We start from the raw sequence: 19,458 nt of genomic DNA on the forward strand, positions 1-19,458 counted from the left end.
GTCCCCAAAATCGACCCGGCATCAGACCTCCCGAAGTAGTCGTGACGCCGAGCCTAGCAACCCGCCAGCCACCGTAATAGTCAGTGGCCGGGTCCGGTGACGATCTTCTTGCGTTCGGATTCGTGCGCACCGCCCTTCTTCGCCAAAGTGGAGCACGCCTCTTCGATGTCCCGGGCGAGCGTATCGACGTGCTCCCGGCTCATCGTTTCCTTGACCAGGGCCCTCATGATGGTCACGTCCTGGGCGTTCGGTGGCAGAGTGTAGGCCGGCACCATCCAGCCGCGCTCGGCCGCAAGCTGCCAGGCGATGTCGAACTCGTTGTACCCGGGGTCGGCGGAGAGCCGGAACGCGACCAGGGGAAGCTGCTCCTCGTCGGGGCCGATGATCTCGAACCGGCCCATGGCCTCCAATTTCTCGGCGAGGACGCGGGCGTTGGTCTGCATGTTCCGCATGATGTAGGTGTAACCGGCACGGCCATAGCGCACGAAGTTGTAGTACTGGGCGAGGACCATCGCCGAGCCCGTGGAGAAGTTCAGGGTGAACGTCGAGTCGGTCTTGCCGAGGTAGTTCTCCTCGAAGACGAGGTCCTTGGCCAGATCGGCCTTCTCCCGGAAGATCAGCCAGCCGATGCCGGGATAAACCAGTCCGAACTTGTGCCCGGAGACGTTGATCGAGTGGACCTGCTCGAGCCGGAAGTCCCACGCGGAGTCCGGGTAGAGGAAGGGCCAGACGAATCCCCCACTTGCCCCGTCCACGTGCAACGGCACGTCAAGGCCCCGCTCGCGCTTGATCCGAAGCAGCAGGTCGTTGATGCCGACGATGTCGTCCTTGTGCCCGGTGAACGTCGTACCCAGCACGGCTGCGACACCGATGGTGTTCTCATCGACATGGGCCTGCACGTCGTCCGGGCCGATCGTGTATTTCCCCGGCTGCAGTGGCACGATCCGTGGTTCGACGTCGAAGTAGCGGCAGAACTTCTCCCACACCACGTGCACGTCGCCGCCGAACACCAGATTGGGGCTCGACGTCGACGCACCGGCGGCCTCGCGGCGCTTGCGCCAGTTCCACTTCAGGGACAGCCCGCCGAGCATGATTGCCTCGGAGGATCCCTGGGTTCGGGCTCCCGTCGTCTCGCCGGGCGCGTGGAAGAGGTCGGCGAGCATCCGAATGCAGCGCTGCTCGATCTCGGCCGTGCGGGGATATTCGGCGTGGTCGATGAAATTGCGGTGCAGGTTCGCGGCGATGATCTGCTGGGCCTGCGGCTCCATCCATGTCGTCACGAAGGTGGCCAGGTTCCGGGCCGGATCACCCTCCAGCGCCAGGTCCTCAGACACCAGCCGCAGGGCGTCCTCAGCAGGAATGCCGGTCTCCGGGAACTCCCGGCTGGGAACCTCCTGGGTCACGAATCGGTTGCCAAACAGGGCCGCGTCGGCAGCCGCTTGCTGGGAATTTACTGACATCACTTCTCCTTCAGAAACTGTTGCAAAGGGGTTACGGATGAGTTCCCGGGTCCGCAGGAACCGTGGCGTCGGTGGATTCCGGACTGAGCATCAGAACCGCGCCGGCGAGGAAGCACAGGGCTCCCACGAGGGTGCCGAGATTGGAGAGCTCGGCGTTCCAGAGATCGCCGCTCGACGGTATGACAAAGGCCGCGGCGGCAGAGATGCCGAACGCAACAGAGCCGGCGACGTTGATCACGCCGATCTTCCACGCCCGCGGCCTGGGCCTACCTTCAATGGTTCCGCGACCGGCGTAATGTAACGCCACAGCGCTCGACGCGAGGAAAGCGACTGAGCCGAGAGCGTCGGGCCGCCACACCCGCTGCTCGGCGAGCGCCGCACTGAGGTTGACCAGCAGCGCGTTCGCCGTACTCCAGTTGAACCACAGCGTGCCGGCAAGTTGAAGCGCGCCAGCGAGCCAGACGAGATTCCGCGGCGCCCATGCCCACAGCGACTGGCGCCGCGAGGAACCCATGGCCGGGAGCGCGTCAACGGCTTCGCGGTACTGCAGGAACGCAGCACAGGTGAAGAACAGCGAACCGACGAAGAACGTGAGTCCACACCAGTGCAATCCCACGGCCTCGGCGTAGAACGGCACAGCCCCCAGGGCGAACAGACTCGAGCCAATGATGAACAGCCAGGCGATCCTGCGGTCCCGTGCGGTCAACGGGCCCGCGCTCGAGATCTCAGTTGCATGGTTGGCCCTCAAGGGGGCTTGATGTTGGACGCCGCCGGGATCGTCAGGCGCCACGGACGCCGTCGGGCCCGGGACCGGGAGCGCATTGGTGATCACGAAGGCCACCGCCACAGCCACCACCACCTGGGGTGTTACCGCCACACCGTCCACACCCAGCAGCAGCGTGGCCAGCAGCGTCGACGTCAACGGCAGCCGCAGCATAGCTGCGCACATGGCTCCCATGCCCATGCCGATCCCTGCCGCGAGATTCATGCCGGGCAACCCGCTCGCAGCAATACCTAGCGCCGCACCGATAAACATCGACGGGAACACCGGCCCGCCCCGAAATGCGCTCAGCGAGAGGCCGTAGACCAAGGTCTTACAAGCGATCAGCAGGACCAGCACAGCAAGCGGGTAGTCCGCGGCATGTTCCACCAGCTCCGGCAGTGCGTCCTGCCCCGAGAACAACACCTGCGTAAAACTGTGCCCGGAGATCAACTGGTAGGCCATCGCGGTAAGACCGATCAGCAAGCCGAGCGCAGACGTCACCAGCACCCGGTTCAGATGCACGACCGGACGCAGCGACAGCGCGACCCAGCGGATCAGCCATCCCAACAGCGCGCCGACCGCGCCCATGATCACCGCCCAGCCCATCGTCGCCAACGTCGGCGACACTGCAGGCGGCACCACGGGCAGCGCCAGCGAGAAGCTGCCCAGCCCGGTCCAGCCGTCCAGTCCGACGAACACCAGCGCCCCGACGCCAGAAGCGATCAGGCCGGGCAGGGCGACCAGGCTCAGCGTCATTCCCCCGATCCCGGCGGCCTCCATGATCAGGAATGCACCGAGAACGGGAGACCCGAGCAACGTACTGATCGCCGCGAAGCTGCCGGCGGACGCCATGATCGTCAGGGACATCGGCGGAGCGTCCTTTTTCACCAGCCGCACCGCCAGCGCCCCGAGGCCGCCACCGATCGCGATCAGCGGCCCTTCAGGCCCGAGCACCGCACCCAGGCTGAGCGTGGTCAGCGCTGCGAGTACGATGCCCACGAGCTCCTGGCCGGTGGGCGGACCGCCGCCCGTCTTGAATCCGAAAGCGGGTGAGTGGCCGCCGTTTCCCGGCAGATACCGGATGGTCAACGCCGTCAATAGCCCACACAGCGCCAACCATGGAACCGGCCACCACGCAGGAGCAGGACCCCCGAGGACCTGATTCGGTAACTCGTTGAAGACGAACCGCTGAAGCGCCGCGACGAAAGCGAGAAACCCGTACGCAATGATCGAAACGGGAACGCCCAGGACCGCTGCCAGCACGAGCGCAGCGATGTACGGCCTGGAACGAATCACGACCATCGGATCGATCCTTGGCGGGGACGCGGCAGGCTCGCTCATTCCGGACAACCCGGCGGGCCCGTGACGATTCGCGTCACCCCGACTGCCCTTCCGTGGGCCGGTGGAAACAGTTGAGCATCCCTTATCCTTCCGCGGGCCGCCCGCTGCACGGCGGGAGCCTTTAGTGAGGTCTCACTAGCGACAGAGGCTGGTCAGTCACATGTTCGCCAAAGTAACGCTTCGAGTCGGGACAGTCATCACCCAATGCGGGTGAAAGGGAACCTGCGACCACCGATGCCCGGAACCATCGGACTTCTTCGGCTATGAGGACTTGGGCCGCGCGCGTACGTGCATCCGCTCGCCCTGCTGTCCGAACAGACTGATGAACTCGACGGGTCTGCCGTCAGCACTGGCGAACCAGTGCGGCGTACGGGTATCGAATTCCGCGGCTTCGCCAGGGCGAAGTTCAAAGTCTTTGCCGCCCAGCACCAGGCGCAGCCGTCCGTTGAGGATGTAGAGCCATTCGTAGCCTTCATGAACGCGCGGGTCGGGCTCTGCCCCGCGGGCATGGCCCGCGAGCACCATCTTGAAGGCCTGCAGCCCGCCTGGGCGGCGTGTGAGAGGAACGGCCGTCATGTCACCGTGGGTGATGGGCTGGAGGTGGATCCTGGGATCGCCGGTGGGCGGGGCGCCAACCAGATCATCGAGGGGAACACCGTACATCCTTGCGAGGGGCAGCAGGATTTCGAGGTTCGGCCTGCGTTGGCCGGATTCCAGGCGGGACAGGGTGCTCACCGACACTCCGGATGCGGAGGACACATCTCCGAGGGTGAGGTTCCGTTCCGTACGGAGTGCCCGAAGCCGGGGGCCGACGGCCCCGAGCACATCGTCAAGCTCATTTGCCATACCCCCACTTTGCCATAACGGCAACAGACTTTGTCAAAAATGCTTCGTGCGGTGGAAGCTGGTTTAACCGCCCGGGAACTCCGGCGGCGAACTTTCAGGGCCAGACGAAGGACAAATCTATATGGACACCACACGGTACGACGTTGTCATTGTTGGCGGCGGCGCGGCGGGACTCAGCGCGGCCACGACGCTGGGCCGGGCGCTGCGCTCGGTGCTGGTCATCGATTCCGGAACTCCACGCAACGCCCCGGCGGCGGGTGTTCACGGGTATCTTTCAAGGGACGGCATGAACCCCCGGGAGCTTCTGTCCATCGGACGCAGCGAGGTGCTCTCCTACGGCGGAACGGTCATTGACGGCGAAGCCGTTTCGGCGCGGCGAACCCCCGACGGGTTCGACGTGGTTCTCGGAGACGCCCGCCGGTTTTCCGGCAGGCGCCTCCTGGTCACCACGGGCTTGACGGACGAACTCCCTCCCATCGACGGGCTGCGGGAGCAATGGGGAAAGGGCGTTGTGCACTGCCCCTACTGCCATGGCTGGGAAATCCGCGGGCAACGGATTGGAGTGCTGGGCACAGACCCGCTGTCCGTCCATCAGGCACTGTTGTTCAGGCAGTGGTCCCCGGATATCACCTTTTTCCTCAACGACACCGTCGAACCCACCGACGAGGAATGGGACCAGCTCGCCGCCCGGTCCATAACGGTGGTTGACGGTGCCGTGGCTTCCGTTCACGCTGTCGACGGCGTCCTCACGGGGCTCACGCTCCGCCAGGGCACCTCCTTCGATGTGGAGGCCCTGGCTGTCGGAACACAGATGGAAGCCAGATCGGCGTTTCTGGAATCACTCGGGTTAGGTTCCCAGGTGCATCCGTCGGGGGCCGGACGGTATATCGAGACCGACGCCATGGGTGCGACGGCTGTCCGCGGCGTGTATGCGGGGGGCAATGTCTCCAACTTGATGGCTCAGGTGATCACCGCGGCGGCCGAGGGTGTCATGACGGGCGCAAGGATCAACGCAGACCTCATCGAAGAGGAAACCCGGTGGGCCGTTGAGGGGCGCTTCGGCCCCTTCTCGGCCGCTTCTGAAGCAGCGGTCTCTCAGCCTGCGATCTGGCAGCCCTGAGCCAGCACCTGTCACAAACCTCCGCCGGTAGTGCAGCTAGCCGCTGACCACGCCTGTCCGCGAGTTCCATGTCAGCCGCCCGCCGCGGAACGCCGATTCCCGGCCGACGGGTACGGCGTACTCGTCGGTCAACGGATAGCCGAGCCGGCCCCGTTCCCAGCCCAGTGAGGCCCACTTTGTCCGGATGGCCCCCTGGACCGCGTGCGCCCCCGTCGCCGGCGACCAGTAAATCGACGAGCCCCTCGAACCGGAGAAATGGTTGTACCGGCCCACGCCATCTGCCGTTCCCAGTTCATCGGTCAACGGATAGCCCAGCGGACCGCGTTCCCAGCCCAGTGAGGCCCACTTCGCCCGGATGCCTCCTTGGACCGCGTGCGCCCCCGTCGCCGGCGACCAGTAAATCGACGAGCCCCCCGTCCCGGAGAAATGGTTGTACCGGCCCACCCCATCGGGCGTTCCCAGTTCATCCGTCGTCGGATAGCCCAGCCGGCCCCGTTCCCAGCCCAGTGAGGCCCACTTCGCCCGGATGGCCCCCCGGACCGCATGCGCCCCCGTCGCCGTGGACCAGTAAATCGAAGAGCCCCCCGAACCGGAGAAGTGGTTGTACTGGCCCACGCCGTCAGGCGTTCGCAACCCGTCGGTCGTCGGGAAGCCGAGGCTGCCGGCTGCGCCGCCCGCAGCCTGGTAGGAGGTGTAGATCGCGCCGTGGACTTCGTGTGCCCCGGTCGCCGGCGACCAGCAAATCACCCCTTTGTTGTAGTCCTGGCACTTGCCCCCCGGGACCGGATATTCAAGAGTGAGTGACCTGCCGAGGACTGACCTCGGGTCCCCGGCACCGATCTGGTAGGCCTTGAGCGCAATGGGGTCATCGACGCCCTTCCCGGTGAGCATCACCTTCTGCTCGCCCTGGCCGTCGTTCGCGGTGAACAGGTAGTAGGTGTCTTGGGTCCCGGCCTGTCCGGCCACTGTCGGCTTGAACGTGACACTCTGATAGGCGGATTCACCCGGAGGGATCACCAGGCCCTCGGAAATCGGCAGAGTGGTTGAGAAGACTCCCTGTGGCGCCTTGGCCTTCGTGATGGTCATGGGGATATTTCCGGAGTTGACTATCGTGAAGTCCCAGGTGGCAGCTGCGCCTACGGCGACGTCACCAAAGTCCAGCGTCGGCGGCAGCTGCAGGTGGGCCGCCCCTGACACTGCCGTCGCCGTCACCGGAACCGTCAAGGCGCCGCGATCACTCGAGACGAGAAGCGCGTCGGTCACCGGAGTCGCCGTCGTCGGGCTGAACGTGATGGACACCGGGACCGAAGTGAGCGGCTGGATCGTCTGCCCCACGGCCGGCACTGTCGTTGGATCGACCTTAAGCGCGGCGCTGGCCGGCAACGTGACGCCAGTGACCGTGGCGACGGTCGTGCCGGTGTTGACGACGTTGACTGTCTGGCGGCTGCTGGTCTGCGTGGGAACGTCCATGAAGCCGATCGTGGCCGGCGTCGCCCCCAGGCCGTCCTTCGTACCCACGCCGTGGACGCCCAGGAGATCCGTCTCGCCGTCAGACGTTTTGACGGTCAGCGCACCGTCCGCCTGCCCCGGTGCAGTCGGGGAAAAGGTCACGGGCACGGTCATGCTTCCGCCCTTGGCCAGGGTCCGGGGCAGGGTGAGAGTTCCGATCCCGAACGGGGCAGCAGCTGTGACGGCGCTGACTGTCACCGCGCGCGTGGCCGTTATCGTCACGCTGCCTCCCCCGGTGGCACCCACCGCAGCCGTGCCCAGGTCGGTGTTCGCCGCCCCTACCGCGGAGGTCGTCGGCGCTCCGAAGCCCAGAATGTGCCCGTCCCTCGTTCCCACGAAGACCCGGCCGTTGTCGGTGGCCACCGAGGAGAACTTGGCGGCCGTGCCCAGCGGGGCCGTGAAGACCTGCTGGAGCTTGCCGCTGCTGTCCGGGAGGGCCCGGTAGGCACGAAGTTCCGCGCCGACGCCGGTGGGTCCGGTGGAATACACGGCCCAGACCAGGGCCGAGGAGGCGTCCGTGCCGTTGGAGGTCACCGAAGGCGCACCGGAGGTGTACCCGAAAGTGCCGACGGAGGTCCCCACAGAGGCGAGCTGCATGCCTCCGGTGCTGGTTGGCAGGAGCTTGTGCGCGCGGAGGTAGCCCTTGTTTTCGACGGTGTAGATGTATCCGCCACTGGCAGTCCCGAGGAACGCGGGCCGCCCCCAGACTCCGCTGTACGGGCCGGCTTCGTCAAGGACGGCGTCGCCGCCGGCCGGCCCCTGCCCCATGCCGCCCAGGTTGTCCCGGTCCAGCAGGTAGACACGACCGTCCTTGCCGGCCTGGACCAGCAGGTGCGGGTGAGCCAGCGTCCCGTAGCCGTCCGGGATGGCGATCGGGGCGCCGGAGCCGAGGTCGGCGTCGTCCTGGTCCAGTTTGGCGTTGTTGGCCGGGCTGAAGAAGTCAGTCGGCTTGAGGTTTCCATCGGTGCCGACATTGAGCCGGACCACAGACTCGGCGAGGGTTGCAGGGGGCGTTTTACCCGGACCGGGCTTCGGCGAGATGCCGTTGCCGGTGGCAAACAGGATTTGCCCGGCCCCGTCCGAGACCAGGCCTCCGCCGGACTGCCAGATCCCGCCCTCCGCGTTGCTGTTGCCGGACTCGGTGGCCCACATCGTGGTCTGCCGCCCGGCGGTAGACACGCCGACAACGTAGCCGACGAAGGGGGCATAGTCGCAGTGGCTGGCGAACCCCGCGTACACCACCCCGTTCATGAGGAGCAGCCCGGGCCGCTGCATTGCGGTCATGGCGTTGAACGGGCGGGACGGGTCGTTCGTCGGTGCGCCGCTGATGAGGACCGGGAACCCGGCCCGCTCAGCCCCTGTCACCAGATCGAGGGAGTGCATGTACCAGTGCGGCAGCTGCGGGCTCGCTCCGTCGTTCGTTTTGGCCAGCATGAAGACGGACTTTGTCGCCGGGTCGTAGACCGGGGTGGACGTGATGCCGATGTTGGGCGTGAGGTCGCCGCAGCTCACTGTTGACGCCGGCCAGGCCGGCCCTAGGGTGCGTACCCACTTCGCCGCGCCCGTAGCGCTGTCCAATCCGTAAGCGAAATTGTTCTCGGTCGCTGCAACGACGGTGCCGCCGACAACGAGCGGCTGGGCGTACGCCTGCCCGTCCACGGCTGTGGAGAACAGCCTGCCGAAGGTCGAGGACGCGACCGACGACGGCGTGAGCGCGCTTTCGTTGTTGTCCCACCCCGTCCGCAGCACATCGTGGGCGACGGTTCCCACGTCCGCAGCGGCGGTGCCGCCTGCGGACAGCCCGGTAAGTACGAGCAGTGTTGACAGCAGCGCCGCCCGGGCACGGCCAGGCGGAAGTTTGGGTTGACCACGCATATGAGAGACCTTTTTCCGGAGCCTTGTTGACTGACTCACTGCGTGGATCGTAAGCGCGAAAATAGTGCCGCACAGGAGTGGTCCCTACCCGACTTTGAAGCGCAGGACCCTCTATTCCCAAGCCGTCAATACTTGCTCGGCGCGCCCGGATCCGCGTGACTACTTGGGTGGTCGAAGCCGCGCCGGCAGGGGATGGCTGCGCCGGGCATGTGGCTGGGCCAAAGCGCCGGGAAATGCCAGACCGGTGTCGGGCTTCCGGGCGGGGTTGCGGCCGCAGCGTGCTCTTGACGCGGCCCGGGCCACAAGGGTATACAAGGGCCATCCCGGTGTCGTCGCAGGGGTCACTGCCACAGCACAAACGCGGCAGCGCGGGGACCGTCGTTATGCACCATGGCGGAGCAGCGAAGTGAGGTGTGAGCGATGACCGGAATAGCCGCCCTCCGCTTCGTGGCCCTCGGCTCGGCGGGATTCTTTGCCGCGGAAGCTGAGATTGCGGCCGACTGGGGCTACTACTTCGGGGTCTTCGTGATCGTGCTGGCACAGTGCGCCGGCGTACCACTTCCCGCCGTGGCCGTACTGCTTGGCGCCTACGCGTCGGCGCGCCACGGAGAGCTCAACCTTGCTGCCGTTATCGCCGTCGGCAGCCTGGGCGCCATGATCGGGAGCACCATTGGCTACGTACTGGGACGGGTGGGAGGCCGCCCGTTGATGCTGCGACTTGCCCAGCGCTTCCACGCCGATGAGAATCGCATCGTCCAACTGGAGTCGTTCTTCGATCGGCACGGCGGCACAGCCTTGTTCTTCGGCCGCTGGGTCATTGTCGTCCGGCTCTGGGGCGCCATTGCCGCGGGGGCTGCCAAGATGCCGTGGCCCAAGTTCGCGCTGTGGACCATCACAGGGTCCATTGCCTGGGTCGCGAGCCTCAGTGTTCTTGCCTATCTGGCTGGTGCGCTGGCCCATGCCATCGGTGACGCCCTCGACATCGGCGGCTGGGTGCTGGTCCCCATTGTCGCGGTTGGCCTGGTGTTCGTCTGGCGCCGGCGCCGCCGCCGCAAACTCAAGTCAGTGGAAGGGCCAGGAGACGGCGTGCCAGACGCCGAATGAGACCTGCGTCTAAGTGTCCCGCCCGGGAGTACGTCGGCCCCGACACTTAGACGTCCAGCTTCTGTATTCGCGGTCTCGCGGCTGTTCCTGTCGCCACAGCGGCCGTGCCATACGAGCCCGAGGAATTACCCGACAGCTCAGCGGGGGTGCAGGTAGCCCTCGTTACCGAAATTAGGGTAATGAATACCCATGTGTCGAGGTGCAATCCCCCGTACCGTAGGTTTTGTGTCGCCGATATCGCGCATCACCGTACGCGATGCATAAGGACGCCGCCGACCGCCCGAACGATCCAGAAGATCAGCTTTCGGCAGCCGAGCACAGCTCGCGCACGGCGTGACCGGGCTAAAACTTTGGGCAGAATCGCGATTTTGGAAAGAATGCGCGACATCGTGGGCGGTCACGTCCGCGAATGTCAAAGAAACGTCAAAGGAACGTGTGATGCATGAAGCGTTGACTACTTTCGTGCGGGGCGAAGAGCAGCGCCAGAGCAAGGAAGCCGTGGCACAGCGACTTCCGGGGGTTCTCCTTCGGGGCCGAAAGGGGTGCGCTCCGTGATGGAGCCCCAGACCGCGGATTCGTCGCCGAGCGTCGGCATCGTGGGAGAAACCCCGCTCGTCAGCGGGGCACCGGCCGCTCCGTCACGTGTTTCCGGACGGGACCGGTACCTGGATCTGTTGCGTGCCATCGCCCTTGTCCGTGTTGTCGCCTATCATTCCTTCGCCGGCGCAGTCTGGCTGAGCATGGCATTCCCCTCGATGGGCGTGATGTTCGCCCTCGCAGGATCCCTCATGGCACGGTCCCTTGAACGCCCCGCACTTGGAGTTCTCAGAAGCCGTACCCGGCGCCTGCTTCTGCCGCTGTGGGCTTATAGCGGAACCGTTTTGGTTCTCCTGCTCTGGCAGGGCTGGACTCCAACGGTTCGAGCCGGCGGGTCCTGGCTCCAAATCCTCCTGTGGTTCATCCCCCTCGGGGACCCACCGTTCCCGCAAAATATCGGCTCTGACGCGGGTCTAGTGGAATCCTCCTGGGCTCTCCAGGCTGAAGAGGGCTTGTGGTACATCCGGACGTATTTCTGGTTCATGTTGTTGTCTCCACTTCTACTCAAGGCCTTTCAACGGCTGCCATGGACCACGCTGCTGGCGCCGTTGGGCCTCATGGCAGTTCTCAGCATGGGCGTTGTCCCTCTTCCGGACTGGGGAAACAGCGCCATCACCGACTTCGCCACCTATGGATCCTGCTGGATCCTCGGCTTCGCCCACAACAACGGCCTGCTGTTCAAGATGCCTCGGCAGGCGGTCTTCGCCGCTGGTCTGGCCCTCATGGCACTGGGCCTCATGTGGGCGTCCAGCCACCTCGAGGACACGAATTGGGACTTGAATAGCATTCCCTTGGCCCAAGCACTGTGGTCGCTGGGCTTCTGCGCCATGTTGCTCCGAATCTCGCCATCATGGAAGGCGCTGCCCAGGCCGATTCGGTATCTGGACAAGCCCGTCAACCTCATCAACAACCGGGCCCTCACCATCTACCTCTGGCACAACCTCCTGCTGGTGATCAACGTGATGGTGATCGACCGGCTCTACAGGATCGACGACGTCGCAGCAGCCATACCTTGGGTTCTAAGTAGCGAGTGGACCCAGTTCATCGGTGTGTGGCCGCTCCTCGCAGTCCTGTTCCTCACCATCGGCTGGATCGAAGACGTCGCCGCCGAACGCCCTCCGCGGCTGTGGCCCACCGGTTCACCCAAGAAACCATCGGCCCTTCCCGGAGCCGCCGACCGCAACCGGTCCGGCCGGGATCTGCACAGCCGGACCGCGGATGCTCAACAGCCCACGGCCGGAAGCGGACTCCGCACCAGTCATCCGCAGCCTGAGGAACCACAAGCCAGCAGCGGCGGGCTGACCGGCATACCATTGGCGCGGCAGCCAGGCCAGTTCACCGCATACAAATGCACAGTGCCCGCAGGTCCGGACAGTACCCGGCCTGAACCACACACTCGTGATGGAAACGGCTGGATCTATGTCCTGAAGGGACGCCTCCTGCTGGGAGTCGGGGACCAGGACATGGTCCTTGCCCCGGGCCAGTCAGCAGAAATCGGCGCAGGCACGGCCCACTGGATTGGAAGCGCCGGGACCGAGCCGGTTGAGTACCTGGATATCTTTGCAGATCACGGCGTCCCGGCCTCTCAGCCCGAATCGGAGGACAGCCTGTCGACGCCCATGCGTGGCGCGGCCCGCCGGGCAGACGGCCACATCCTCAACTGAGCTAGGAATCCGAGTGGCAGGTGTTATCAGTGAAGATATTTATTCCCCTCGTCGCTAGCGGAGCCCTTCTGCTGGCCGGCTGCACACCCGCGTCTCCGCAGACAACACCAACTCATGGGCCGGTGGACCATGCAAGGCAGACACGCAAACCAACACCGCCACCCCAACGCTCGGCTCCGGCGGGCTCCGCCGATCAGTTCGCCAGCATCATTGGCCAAGACGAGCAAACCTGGCGAGCTTATGAGGCAAACATTGACGCTTGCAACAAGGCCGCCGAAGGACGTACGCCGGACAACTACATACAATCCATGGAGTGCATCAAGAATGCCCAAAAGGCTGCGGCTTCAGCCCAGGATGACATCACCGCGCTCCTCGCTCTTGGATCCCCGCCCCCAGAACTCGCGGTCCTGGTCACTGAGACACTCAATGCCCTCACACCGCTAAGCGAGTCGAACGCAGCAAGCCTCTGTCAGGATGCCGGCAGCGACCTCTGCGCCAGCGCTGTTGACCGGATCGACCAGTCTGCGGCGACGCTGGTCGAGGTGCTGGACGAATGGGCACCCTACAAACAACCCGGCTGATGCTGCAACGGCCACGGCGAGACATCGTCGTGGCACACACCGACACGGAGGAAAGCCGCGCCCGCGGCAAACTCGTCGTCACCACCTAATGACCAACCTCACCATCATCGGTAACGGCAACATGGCCCGGGGCATCGCGGCAATAGCCGACCTCATGAGCCAAGATGACGACGGCGGGAACTCTCCCGCCGTCGTTCTCTTTCGTTCCGTCATGCCCGTGCGGGAGCGCGGGTCGTAGAATTTCGCTATGTCCGCAACACGCGCAGTTGAAATCGAACGGAAGTTTGATGTCGAGGAGGAGGCCATTCTCCCTTCGCCCCGGGACCTGCCCGGCGTTGCCCGGGTTGATCGGCCCGTGGAACACCGGCTGGAGGCCGAATACTTCGACACCGAGGACTTGCGCCTGGCGTCCGCGCGGATCACCCTGCGCCGCAGAACCGGCGGAGAGGACGCCGGGTGGCACCTGAAGTTGCCCGCCGGACCGGACGAACGGACGGAATTCCGCGAACCGCTCGGAGAACAGGCCGACAGCATCCCGGAAACCCTCCGCGGGCTGGTCCGTGTGCACACCAGAGACCGGGCGCTGGTACCGGTGGCCCGGCTGAAAACGAGGCGCGTCGTGTACCGGCTCAGGGACACGACGGACGCTGTTCTCGCGGAGTTCAGTGATGACCGGGTGCAGGCTGAGGTACTGATCCGGAAACGGGGTACCCGGCACTGGCGGGAGTGGGAGATTGAACTCGTCGCCGGTCCCCTGGCACTGCTCGAGTCCGTGCAGGACCGGCTTGCCGTAGCCAGCGTCCGGCCCTCCGCCTACCAGTCCAAGCTGGCACGGGCCCTGAACCTGGATCCTGCCTCCACGGAGCCGGCGCCGAAGCCCAAGGGACCGGCTGGAGATGTCATCCTCGCTTACCTCCGGCAACAGGTGCAGGACCTCAAGGATCAGGACCCCCGCGTGCGGCAGGACGCCCACGACGCGGTGCACAAGATGAGGGTGGCCACCAGACGCATGCGTTCCGCGCTGGCGACGTATCGGAAACTGCTAGACGACGCCGAGTCGGTGGGTTTCCTGCGGAATGAACTGAAATGGCTCGCCGGTGTGCTCGGTCAGGCCCGCGACGCGGAGGTCATGCATGCGCGCCTGAAGGACATGGTCGCCGAAGAACCCGGCGAGCTGGTTATGGGTCCGGTCACCCGCCGGGTCGATCTTGAACTCGGCGGCGCCTACCAGGAAGCTCACGCCACGGCACTGGAGGCATTGGACGGACGACGCTACTTCCGGCTGCTCGACCTCCTGGAGGCCATGATCGCTGACCCGCCGTTCGCGCCGCTGGCCTCGAAACCGGCGGTCAAAGTCATCCCCCTGCTGATCCAGCGGGACATCAAACGGCTGCGCACTGCGGCCCGGGAAGCCAGGCGGCATCCTGCCGGTACCAGTGACCACCCGGCCCTCCACGAGGCCCGCAAGGACGGGAAACGCCTGCGGTACGCAGCAGAAGCCGCTGCCCCCGTCAACCCCAAGAAGGCCGCACGACTGGCCAACGCAGCCCACAGTGTCCAGAAAGTCCTGGGAGACCATCAGGACAGCGTCGTTACCCGCGAACTTCTGCGCAGACTCGGAGCCGAGGCCTTCGTCCTGGGCGAGAACGGGTTCAGCTACGGACGACTGCACGCGCTGGAACAATCCGCCGCCCTCGAGGCAGAAGCCCGCTTCCACCGCGAATGGAAGAAATTCCCCGCCATCTCGCTGAAGGCATAGCGCCGAGCGGGACCGGGATCCACCGGACCCCTGGCATTCACGGCCGTGGGCCGTGTGAGCACCTTGCGCGGTCTCCCCTCAAGCAGCGCTGCATCCCTCCACCGGATCGCTGACGGCGTGGCCCAGGCCATCGAGTGGCACTCGATTTAGACTGCACCCATGTCCCAAACTGAACGAACCATCACAGACCAGGTCTTCGAAGCTGCCTTCGAAGCCGCACAAAAGAGCCTTCGAGAGGGCGGCATCCCCATCGGTGCTGCGTTGGCCCGCGGCGGGGTCGTCATTGCCAGCGGCCACAACCAGCGCGTCCAGCATGGCGATCCAATCGCCCACGGCGAGATGTCTGCGCTGCGGGCCGCCGGACGCCAGAAGAGCTACCGGGACACAACCCTGTACACCACCCTGGCGCCGTGTGCGATGTGTACCGGGACCATCATCCAATTCAAGATTCCGCGCGTAGTGGTGGGCGAGGCCGAGACATTCCCCGGCGAATTCGAACTTCTCCGCTCACGCGGCGTCGAAGTGGTGGTGTTGAATGATGCCCGATGCGTCGAGATGATGCGCACCTTCCAGGAGGAACACCCTGAGCTGTGGGCGGAGGACATCGCCGAGTAGCCTCAGTTGACCGGGGCGAGGACCCGCCCTCAAGTCGGCCTACCGGGCCGTGCGACGAGTGAAGACCAGATGGAGAACTCCGGATGGAGAAGGGGTCGCTTCGATGTCAAAGCGTTGTTCGAGTCCTTCGAGTCCATCCCAGAGCCGTTCGCCCCGGCCCAGGACGATCGGCACGAGGACGACGTGCATGTGGTCGATCAGATCGGCCTCGAGGAACTGACGAACCGTGCTGACGCCGCCACCGATCCGGACGTCGAGGTCTCCGGCCAGGGCGCGGGCCTGCTTGAGCGCGGAGACGGGGTCGGCGTCAACGAAATGGAAAGTTGTTCCGCCTTCCATCGCGAGTACGGGCCGGGGATGGTGTGTCAGAACAACGACAGGTGTGTGGAAGACAGGGTTATCGCCCCACCATCCCTTCCATTCGTCGTTCTCCCACGGACCGCGTTGAGGGCCGAACTTGTTGCGTCCCATGATCTCCGCACCGATCCCGGGCCCCCATTGGCTGGCGAACGCCTCGTCGACGCCGAAGGATCCCTCCGACTCCCCGTGGAAGCCCATCTCGCGGAAGGTGCGCGTCTCGAATGCCCACTCCATTAGCCGTGAGCCGGCGTGACCGAACGGCGCGTCGAGTTGCTGGCCCTCGCCGGTGCCGAAGCCGTCGAGGGAGACCGAGAAGTTATGCACGCGGACGAGGGACATGTCATCTCCTGAAGTGCTTGTCGTTTGCAGTCACTTTATGGTGATCGAACCCGACAGCTCAAGACCGACGATGGGAGAATCAAGCCGCGATGCGTGTCCCCTTGCATTCACCGCCATGGGGCCTTGAGCCCGTGGACTCATTCGGCGGTGCCCGTCGTCGCGGCGTATGTGGTGGCTTGGGTCCGCACCTGGCGAATGTAGGGATCGGACTGGTTGTAGGAGTAGATGGCGTCGGTCCATCCTTGGGCGGTTGAGAGGTCACGGCCGTTTGCGCACAGGTAGGTCGCCGCACTGAGGGCGGCGTCGTCGATATTGAACGGGTCCGCTGTTCCGTCCTCGTTCCCGTCCTGCCCTACGAGCTGCCAGGTGGAGGGAATGAACTGCATGGGTCCGACGGCGTGGTCCCAGCTGGCGTCGCCGTCCAGGACACCCGCGTCCGTGTCGGCGATGGCGGCGAATCCGTTGCCATCGAGACTCGGCCCCACAATGGGTCCGCTCGCCTGACCTGCGGCGTTGAGACTGCCGCCGCCGTAGGTTCCGTGCGCTGATTCGACGGAGCCAACGGCTGCCACGGTGTTCCAGCCGATCCCGCACATCGGAGCGGAATCGTTGGCCGTGGCTGCCGCTGCAACGTAGGCCCGGAGCGCGCGGGCAGGGATCCCGGTCTGCGCGGCAGCCCGGATGAGCCACTGGGCATCCGGGCTCGGGGTTACGTTCACGGCGGTGGTGATCCCGGTCGATAACATTTCAAGTTGCACCCCCGCTCGCGGGGGTGCAGAAAGGGCCTCGCGGGCGTCTGCGCCGGGCAGCCGCACTGCCCAGAACGAGAATACGGCGATGAGCGAAACCGCGAACAGGCTGAAAACCATACGGCGTTTAAGACGGAGCACGGACTAATCAAACCATCCAAGCGCCACGGACAATGCACACACCCCTTTGTGGACCCTTCTCGCAGCACTGGTGCCCCCCTCTGCGACGTGGACGCCCGAAACTCCCTATCCCACGTCCTCGGGAACATTCAAATGAACGCGCGCATGTAACGGTCACACTGGCTGTGCCGGTTCTTCCGGTTTTGCTGCGTCGGCCATGAGCTGGTCGATGCGTGCCGAGTCCGTCTGGGCGGCGTTGAGCGCGTCGGCGTGCTTGAAGGATTACGCCAGTGCCTTACCTGCCTGCTCGACGCGCGACCCGGTACGGTTCACACCGCCATCGAGCGGGTGGTTAGGCTGGGTGGATGGCGACAGTTATTCTCGTGCGGCACGGCCGCACCACAGCCAATGCCACTGGACTTCTGGCCGGTCGGGCCGTCGGCGTCAGCCTGGACCAGATCGGGCGCGACCAGGCGGCTCTGACCGGAGACCGGCTCGCGGCCGTGCCCGTAGTCGGGGTGGTGTCGAGCCCTCTTGAGCGGTGTCAACAGACCGCCCAACTCATCCTCGATCGCCAGGCTGGCACGCCGTACGCGCCGGTCGATCTCGATCTCACCGAGTGCGATTACGGCCAGTGGCAGGGCCGCACGCTCAGTGATCTCGCGACCGAGGATTTGTGGCCGGTTGTGCAGTCGCAACCGTCCGCCGTCGTCTTTCCCGGCGGAGAATCCATGGCCGCGATGCAGGCTCGGTCGGTGGCAGCGATTCGACGCCACGATGCAGCCTTCGAAGCCGAGTACGGGCCAGGGGCCGTATGGGTGGCGGTGAGTCACGGTGACATCATCAAGTCAATCCTCGCCGACGCGCTCGGCATGCACCTTGACCTGTTCCAGCGCATTAACGTGGGCCCCGCCTCCGTATCGATCGTGCGCTACGGCGCTAGTCGGCCGAGCGTCTACGCGACCAACACCGACGCGGGTGATCTGTCGTGGCTGTCGAACGGCATCCACTCTGGCGATGCGCCGGTGGGCGGCGGTGCAGGGCAAACGGCGCCATGAACCTCATGTGCCTAGAATACTGACATGCCTACACGTGTTCATGAGTTTGCCTGGCCTGATCGGGTCGTCGTTGGCACCATTGGCCTTCCGGGGGCGCGCACGTTCTATCTGCAGGTGCGCGCAGGTACGCAGATCGTGAGTATTGCCATGGAGAAGCAGCAGTCGGCTCAGCTCGCGGAGAAGATCGACGAAATTCTCGACCAGCTCATCACCGTCGAGGGCAACCCCTTCAGCGTTCCCACGAGTACTCCCATTGAACTTGTCGACAATGACCAGCTCGACGCCGTTCAGGAGCAGTTTCGCACCGGCGCCATGAGCTTGGGTTGGGACCCAACCACGGCCCAAGTAGTAATAGAGGCCTACCCCATCACCGATGTCGATGCTGATGACAACGACGAATCACTCGATGAGGACGGCGCCAACGAGCCCGAAGTGCTGCTGGTGCGAATGCCGGTCGGCACCGCCCGCGCATTCGCCAAGCGCACCCGTGAGGTCGTGGGCGCCGGGCGTCCGACGTGCCCGCTCTGCGGTTACCCCATAGACGCCGACGGGCACATTTGCACCCTTCCCGAGGTCTGATGCCAGCGCCGGACCTAGTGACCGCAGAGCTGACGCTCACCGGCCGCATCACGACGGCTTCAAACGCTACATTTCTGGGTAGCATCGGCGACATGGTGGTCGTCTATAAGCCGATAGCAGGCGAAAGTCCGCTGTGGGATTTTCCCCACGGCACCCTGGCTCACCGGGAGGTGGCCGCCTACCTGGTCTCGCAGGTCTTCGGCTGGGACGTCGTGCCGCAGACCTGGCTGCGCGATGGTCCGATGGGCGAAGGAATGGTGCAGCTCTGGCAGGAGCAAGACCCCGCCCAAAGCGCCGTGAACCTGGTCGCGACGAACCAGGTGCCGGAGACGGGCTGGAAACAGGTTCTCGAGGGACGAGATGAGAACGGACGGATGGTGGCCCTCGTTCACGAAGACTCGCCAGCGCTCAGACGCATGGCGGTGTTCGACATCATCGTCAACAACGCCGACCGCAAAGGCGACCACATTCTTGCCATGACGGACGGACACCGGCACGGCGTGGACCATGGGCTCACCTTTCACCGGGACCACAAGCTTCGCACGGTGCTGTGGGGATGGCTGGGAGACGCTCTGACCGCCGAGGAACGCGACGGCATCGATCGTGTCAGCGAAGGACTGCACGGTGGGCTGGGCCGAAACCTGGCGGACTTGCTCAGCGCCGAAGAAATCGCATCGCTCGCCGCGCGCTGCGCCCGGTTGCGCTTGGCAGGGCGGTTTCCGGCTCCGAGCGGTGAGATGCCGGCGGTGCCCTGGCCGCTGTTTTAAGGGAATTACGGCTAGGACCGGACTCCTCATGTGCTACGCCCTCGTATCCACGAACGACCGCCGCGATCGCACAGTGATGGCTGCGGCAGCGGGTTAGTTGGCGGGAAGGCCATGGCAGCAAAGCCCACCAGTTCCTGCTAATCGCCCTCAGTCACGATGAATTTCCCTCCCAGTGGTGCTCCCCAGGACCACACCCGACCGTCGGTCAGGTCGACCGTCCGCGTCACACCTACCGGTCCGCAGACCGGACTG

General features: G+C 65.1%; 16 protein-coding genes. 10 read left to right on the plus strand and 6 right to left on the minus strand.

Annotation, left to right across the window (positions count from 1 at the left end; genetic code table 11):
• Positions 1-80: 80 nt before the first annotated feature.
• The 3 genes from gad to AC6EUH_RS13760 all read right to left on the minus strand — a co-directional run bounded on the left by gad (position 81) and on the right by AC6EUH_RS13760 (position 4,410).
• Positions 81-1,460 carry a glutamate decarboxylase gene (gene gad / locus AC6EUH_RS13750; RefSeq protein WP_056431971.1) on the minus strand — a complete coding sequence of 460 codons (1,380 nt, stop codon included), beginning with the start codon at positions 1,458-1,460 and terminating at the stop codon, positions 81-83.
• A gap of 31 nt (positions 1,461-1,491) precedes the next feature.
• The gene (locus AC6EUH_RS13755; protein WP_499738972.1) at positions 1,492-3,525 is read right to left on the minus strand and encodes a chloride channel protein; all 2,034 of its coding nucleotides are present in this window, start codon (positions 3,523-3,525) and stop codon (positions 1,492-1,494) included.
• Between the two features lie 300 nt (positions 3,526-3,825).
• Positions 3,826-4,410 carry a helix-turn-helix domain-containing protein gene (locus AC6EUH_RS13760; RefSeq protein WP_056431968.1) on the minus strand — a complete coding sequence of 195 codons (585 nt, stop codon included), beginning with the start codon at positions 4,408-4,410 and terminating at the stop codon, positions 3,826-3,828.
• Between the two features lie 121 nt (positions 4,411-4,531).
• On the opposite strand from AC6EUH_RS13760, the gene AC6EUH_RS13765 reads away from it, so the two are divergent.
• On the plus strand, positions 4,532-5,530 hold the full coding sequence (locus tag AC6EUH_RS13765) for an NAD(P)/FAD-dependent oxidoreductase (protein ID WP_499738973.1): 999 nt from the start codon (positions 4,532-4,534) through the stop codon (positions 5,528-5,530).
• Positions 5,531-5,566: 36 nt separating this feature from the next.
• Here the strand turns inward: AC6EUH_RS13765 and AC6EUH_RS13770 are convergent, their stop codons facing one another.
• Positions 5,567-8,914: an Ig-like domain-containing protein gene (locus AC6EUH_RS13770; RefSeq protein WP_499738974.1), complete on the minus strand. Its 3,348-nt coding sequence runs from the start codon at positions 8,912-8,914 to the stop codon at positions 5,567-5,569.
• A gap of 420 nt (positions 8,915-9,334) precedes the next feature.
• Between AC6EUH_RS13770 and AC6EUH_RS13775 the strand changes: the two genes are divergently transcribed.
• The 6 genes from AC6EUH_RS13775 (at position 9,335) to AC6EUH_RS13800 (ending at position 15,234) form a co-directional block, all read left to right on the plus strand.
• Entirely contained in the window at positions 9,335-10,018 is a 684-nt protein-coding gene (locus AC6EUH_RS13775) for a DedA family protein (protein ID WP_056431960.1), read from the plus strand.
• Positions 10,019-10,572: 554 nt separating this feature from the next.
• Positions 10,573-12,279, plus strand: a complete 1,707-nt coding sequence (locus AC6EUH_RS13780) for an acyltransferase family protein (RefSeq protein WP_499738996.1) — start codon at positions 10,573-10,575, stop codon at positions 12,277-12,279.
• 308 nt (positions 12,280-12,587) lie between these two features.
• Positions 12,588-12,860 (plus strand): hypothetical protein, encoded by a 273-nt coding sequence (locus tag AC6EUH_RS13785; RefSeq protein ID WP_499738975.1) that lies wholly within the window; start codon positions 12,588-12,590, stop codon positions 12,858-12,860.
• Positions 12,861-12,948: 88 nt separating this feature from the next.
• Positions 12,949-13,098: a hypothetical protein gene (locus AC6EUH_RS13790; protein ID WP_499738976.1), complete on the plus strand. Its 150-nt coding sequence runs from the start codon at positions 12,949-12,951 to the stop codon at positions 13,096-13,098.
• A gap of 9 nt (positions 13,099-13,107) precedes the next feature.
• Positions 13,108-14,619 carry a CYTH and CHAD domain-containing protein gene (locus AC6EUH_RS13795; protein WP_499738977.1) on the plus strand — a complete coding sequence of 504 codons (1,512 nt, stop codon included), beginning with the start codon at positions 13,108-13,110 and terminating at the stop codon, positions 14,617-14,619.
• 159 nt (positions 14,620-14,778) lie between these two features.
• A complete protein-coding gene (locus tag AC6EUH_RS13800) occupies positions 14,779-15,234 on the plus strand; it encodes a nucleoside deaminase (RefSeq protein WP_056431954.1) in 456 nt (151 codons plus the stop codon).
• Positions 15,235-15,273: 39 nt separating this feature from the next.
• Here AC6EUH_RS13800 and AC6EUH_RS13805 read toward each other — a convergent pair whose 3' ends face one another.
• Both AC6EUH_RS13805 and AC6EUH_RS13810 read right to left on the minus strand, forming a co-directional pair.
• Positions 15,274-15,933: a dihydrofolate reductase family protein gene (locus AC6EUH_RS13805; RefSeq protein ID WP_499738978.1), complete on the minus strand. Its 660-nt coding sequence runs from the start codon at positions 15,931-15,933 to the stop codon at positions 15,274-15,276.
• A gap of 137 nt (positions 15,934-16,070) precedes the next feature.
• On the minus strand, positions 16,071-16,652 hold the full coding sequence (locus tag AC6EUH_RS13810; protein ID WP_499738979.1) for a lytic transglycosylase domain-containing protein: 582 nt from the start codon (positions 16,650-16,652) through the stop codon (positions 16,071-16,073).
• A gap of 515 nt (positions 16,653-17,167) precedes the next feature.
• On the opposite strand from AC6EUH_RS13810, the gene AC6EUH_RS13815 reads away from it, so the two are divergent.
• The 3 genes from AC6EUH_RS13815 to AC6EUH_RS13825 are packed head-to-tail and all read left to right on the plus strand — an operon-like array spanning position 17,168 to position 19,206.
• Entirely contained in the window at positions 17,168-17,860 is a 693-nt protein-coding gene (locus AC6EUH_RS13815; RefSeq protein ID WP_056431944.1) for a histidine phosphatase family protein, read from the plus strand.
• A 24-nt stretch (positions 17,861-17,884) separates the two neighbouring features.
• Positions 17,885-18,439, plus strand: coding sequence for a DUF3090 domain-containing protein (locus tag AC6EUH_RS13820; RefSeq protein ID WP_056431941.1), 555 nt, complete (start codon positions 17,885-17,887; stop codon positions 18,437-18,439).
• Positions 18,439-19,206 carry an SCO1664 family protein gene (locus tag AC6EUH_RS13825; RefSeq protein ID WP_056431938.1) on the plus strand — a complete coding sequence of 256 codons (768 nt, stop codon included), beginning with the start codon at positions 18,439-18,441 and terminating at the stop codon, positions 19,204-19,206. The genes AC6EUH_RS13820 and AC6EUH_RS13825 overlap by 1 nt, the downstream gene beginning before the upstream one ends.
• Positions 19,207-19,458 lie beyond the last annotated feature (252 nt).

Source organism: Arthrobacter sp. 001422645 (assembly GCF_059816125.1).

Excerpts from the sequence above, each read along its gene's own strand:
- AC6EUH_RS13755 (WP_499738972.1), bottom strand. The coding sequence starts at position 3,525 with ATGGTCGTGATTCGTTCCAGGCCGTACATCGCTGCGCTCGTGCTGGCA.
- AC6EUH_RS13770 (WP_499738974.1), bottom strand. The coding sequence starts at position 8,914 with ATGCGTGGTCAACCCAAACTTCCGCCTGGCCGTGCCCGGGCGGCGCTG.
- AC6EUH_RS13820 (WP_056431941.1), top strand. The coding sequence starts at position 17,885 with ATGCCTACACGTGTTCATGAGTTTGCCTGGCCTGATCGGGTCGTCGTT.
- AC6EUH_RS13780 (WP_499738996.1), top strand. The coding sequence starts at position 10,573 with ATGGAGCCCCAGACCGCGGATTCGTCGCCGAGCGTCGGCATCGTGGGA.
- gad (WP_056431971.1), bottom strand. The coding sequence starts at position 1,460 with ATGTCAGTAAATTCCCAGCAAGCGGCTGCCGACGCGGCCCTGTTTGGC.
- AC6EUH_RS13785 (WP_499738975.1), top strand. The coding sequence starts at position 12,588 with ATGGAGTGCATCAAGAATGCCCAAAAGGCTGCGGCTTCAGCCCAGGAT.
- AC6EUH_RS13805 (WP_499738978.1), bottom strand. The coding sequence starts at position 15,933 with ATGTCCCTCGTCCGCGTGCATAACTTCTCGGTCTCCCTCGACGGCTTC.
- AC6EUH_RS13815 (WP_056431944.1), top strand. The coding sequence starts at position 17,168 with ATGGCGACAGTTATTCTCGTGCGGCACGGCCGCACCACAGCCAATGCC.
- AC6EUH_RS13765 (WP_499738973.1), top strand. The coding sequence starts at position 4,532 with ATGGACACCACACGGTACGACGTTGTCATTGTTGGCGGCGGCGCGGCG.
- AC6EUH_RS13825 (WP_056431938.1), top strand. The coding sequence starts at position 18,439 with ATGCCAGCGCCGGACCTAGTGACCGCAGAGCTGACGCTCACCGGCCGC.
- AC6EUH_RS13775 (WP_056431960.1), top strand. The coding sequence starts at position 9,335 with ATGACCGGAATAGCCGCCCTCCGCTTCGTGGCCCTCGGCTCGGCGGGA.
- AC6EUH_RS13800 (WP_056431954.1), top strand. The coding sequence starts at position 14,779 with ATGTCCCAAACTGAACGAACCATCACAGACCAGGTCTTCGAAGCTGCC.
- AC6EUH_RS13760 (WP_056431968.1), bottom strand. The coding sequence starts at position 4,410 with ATGGCAAATGAGCTTGACGATGTGCTCGGGGCCGTCGGCCCCCGGCTT.
- AC6EUH_RS13790 (WP_499738976.1), top strand. The coding sequence starts at position 12,949 with ATGACCAACCTCACCATCATCGGTAACGGCAACATGGCCCGGGGCATC.
- AC6EUH_RS13795 (WP_499738977.1), top strand. The coding sequence starts at position 13,108 with ATGTCCGCAACACGCGCAGTTGAAATCGAACGGAAGTTTGATGTCGAG.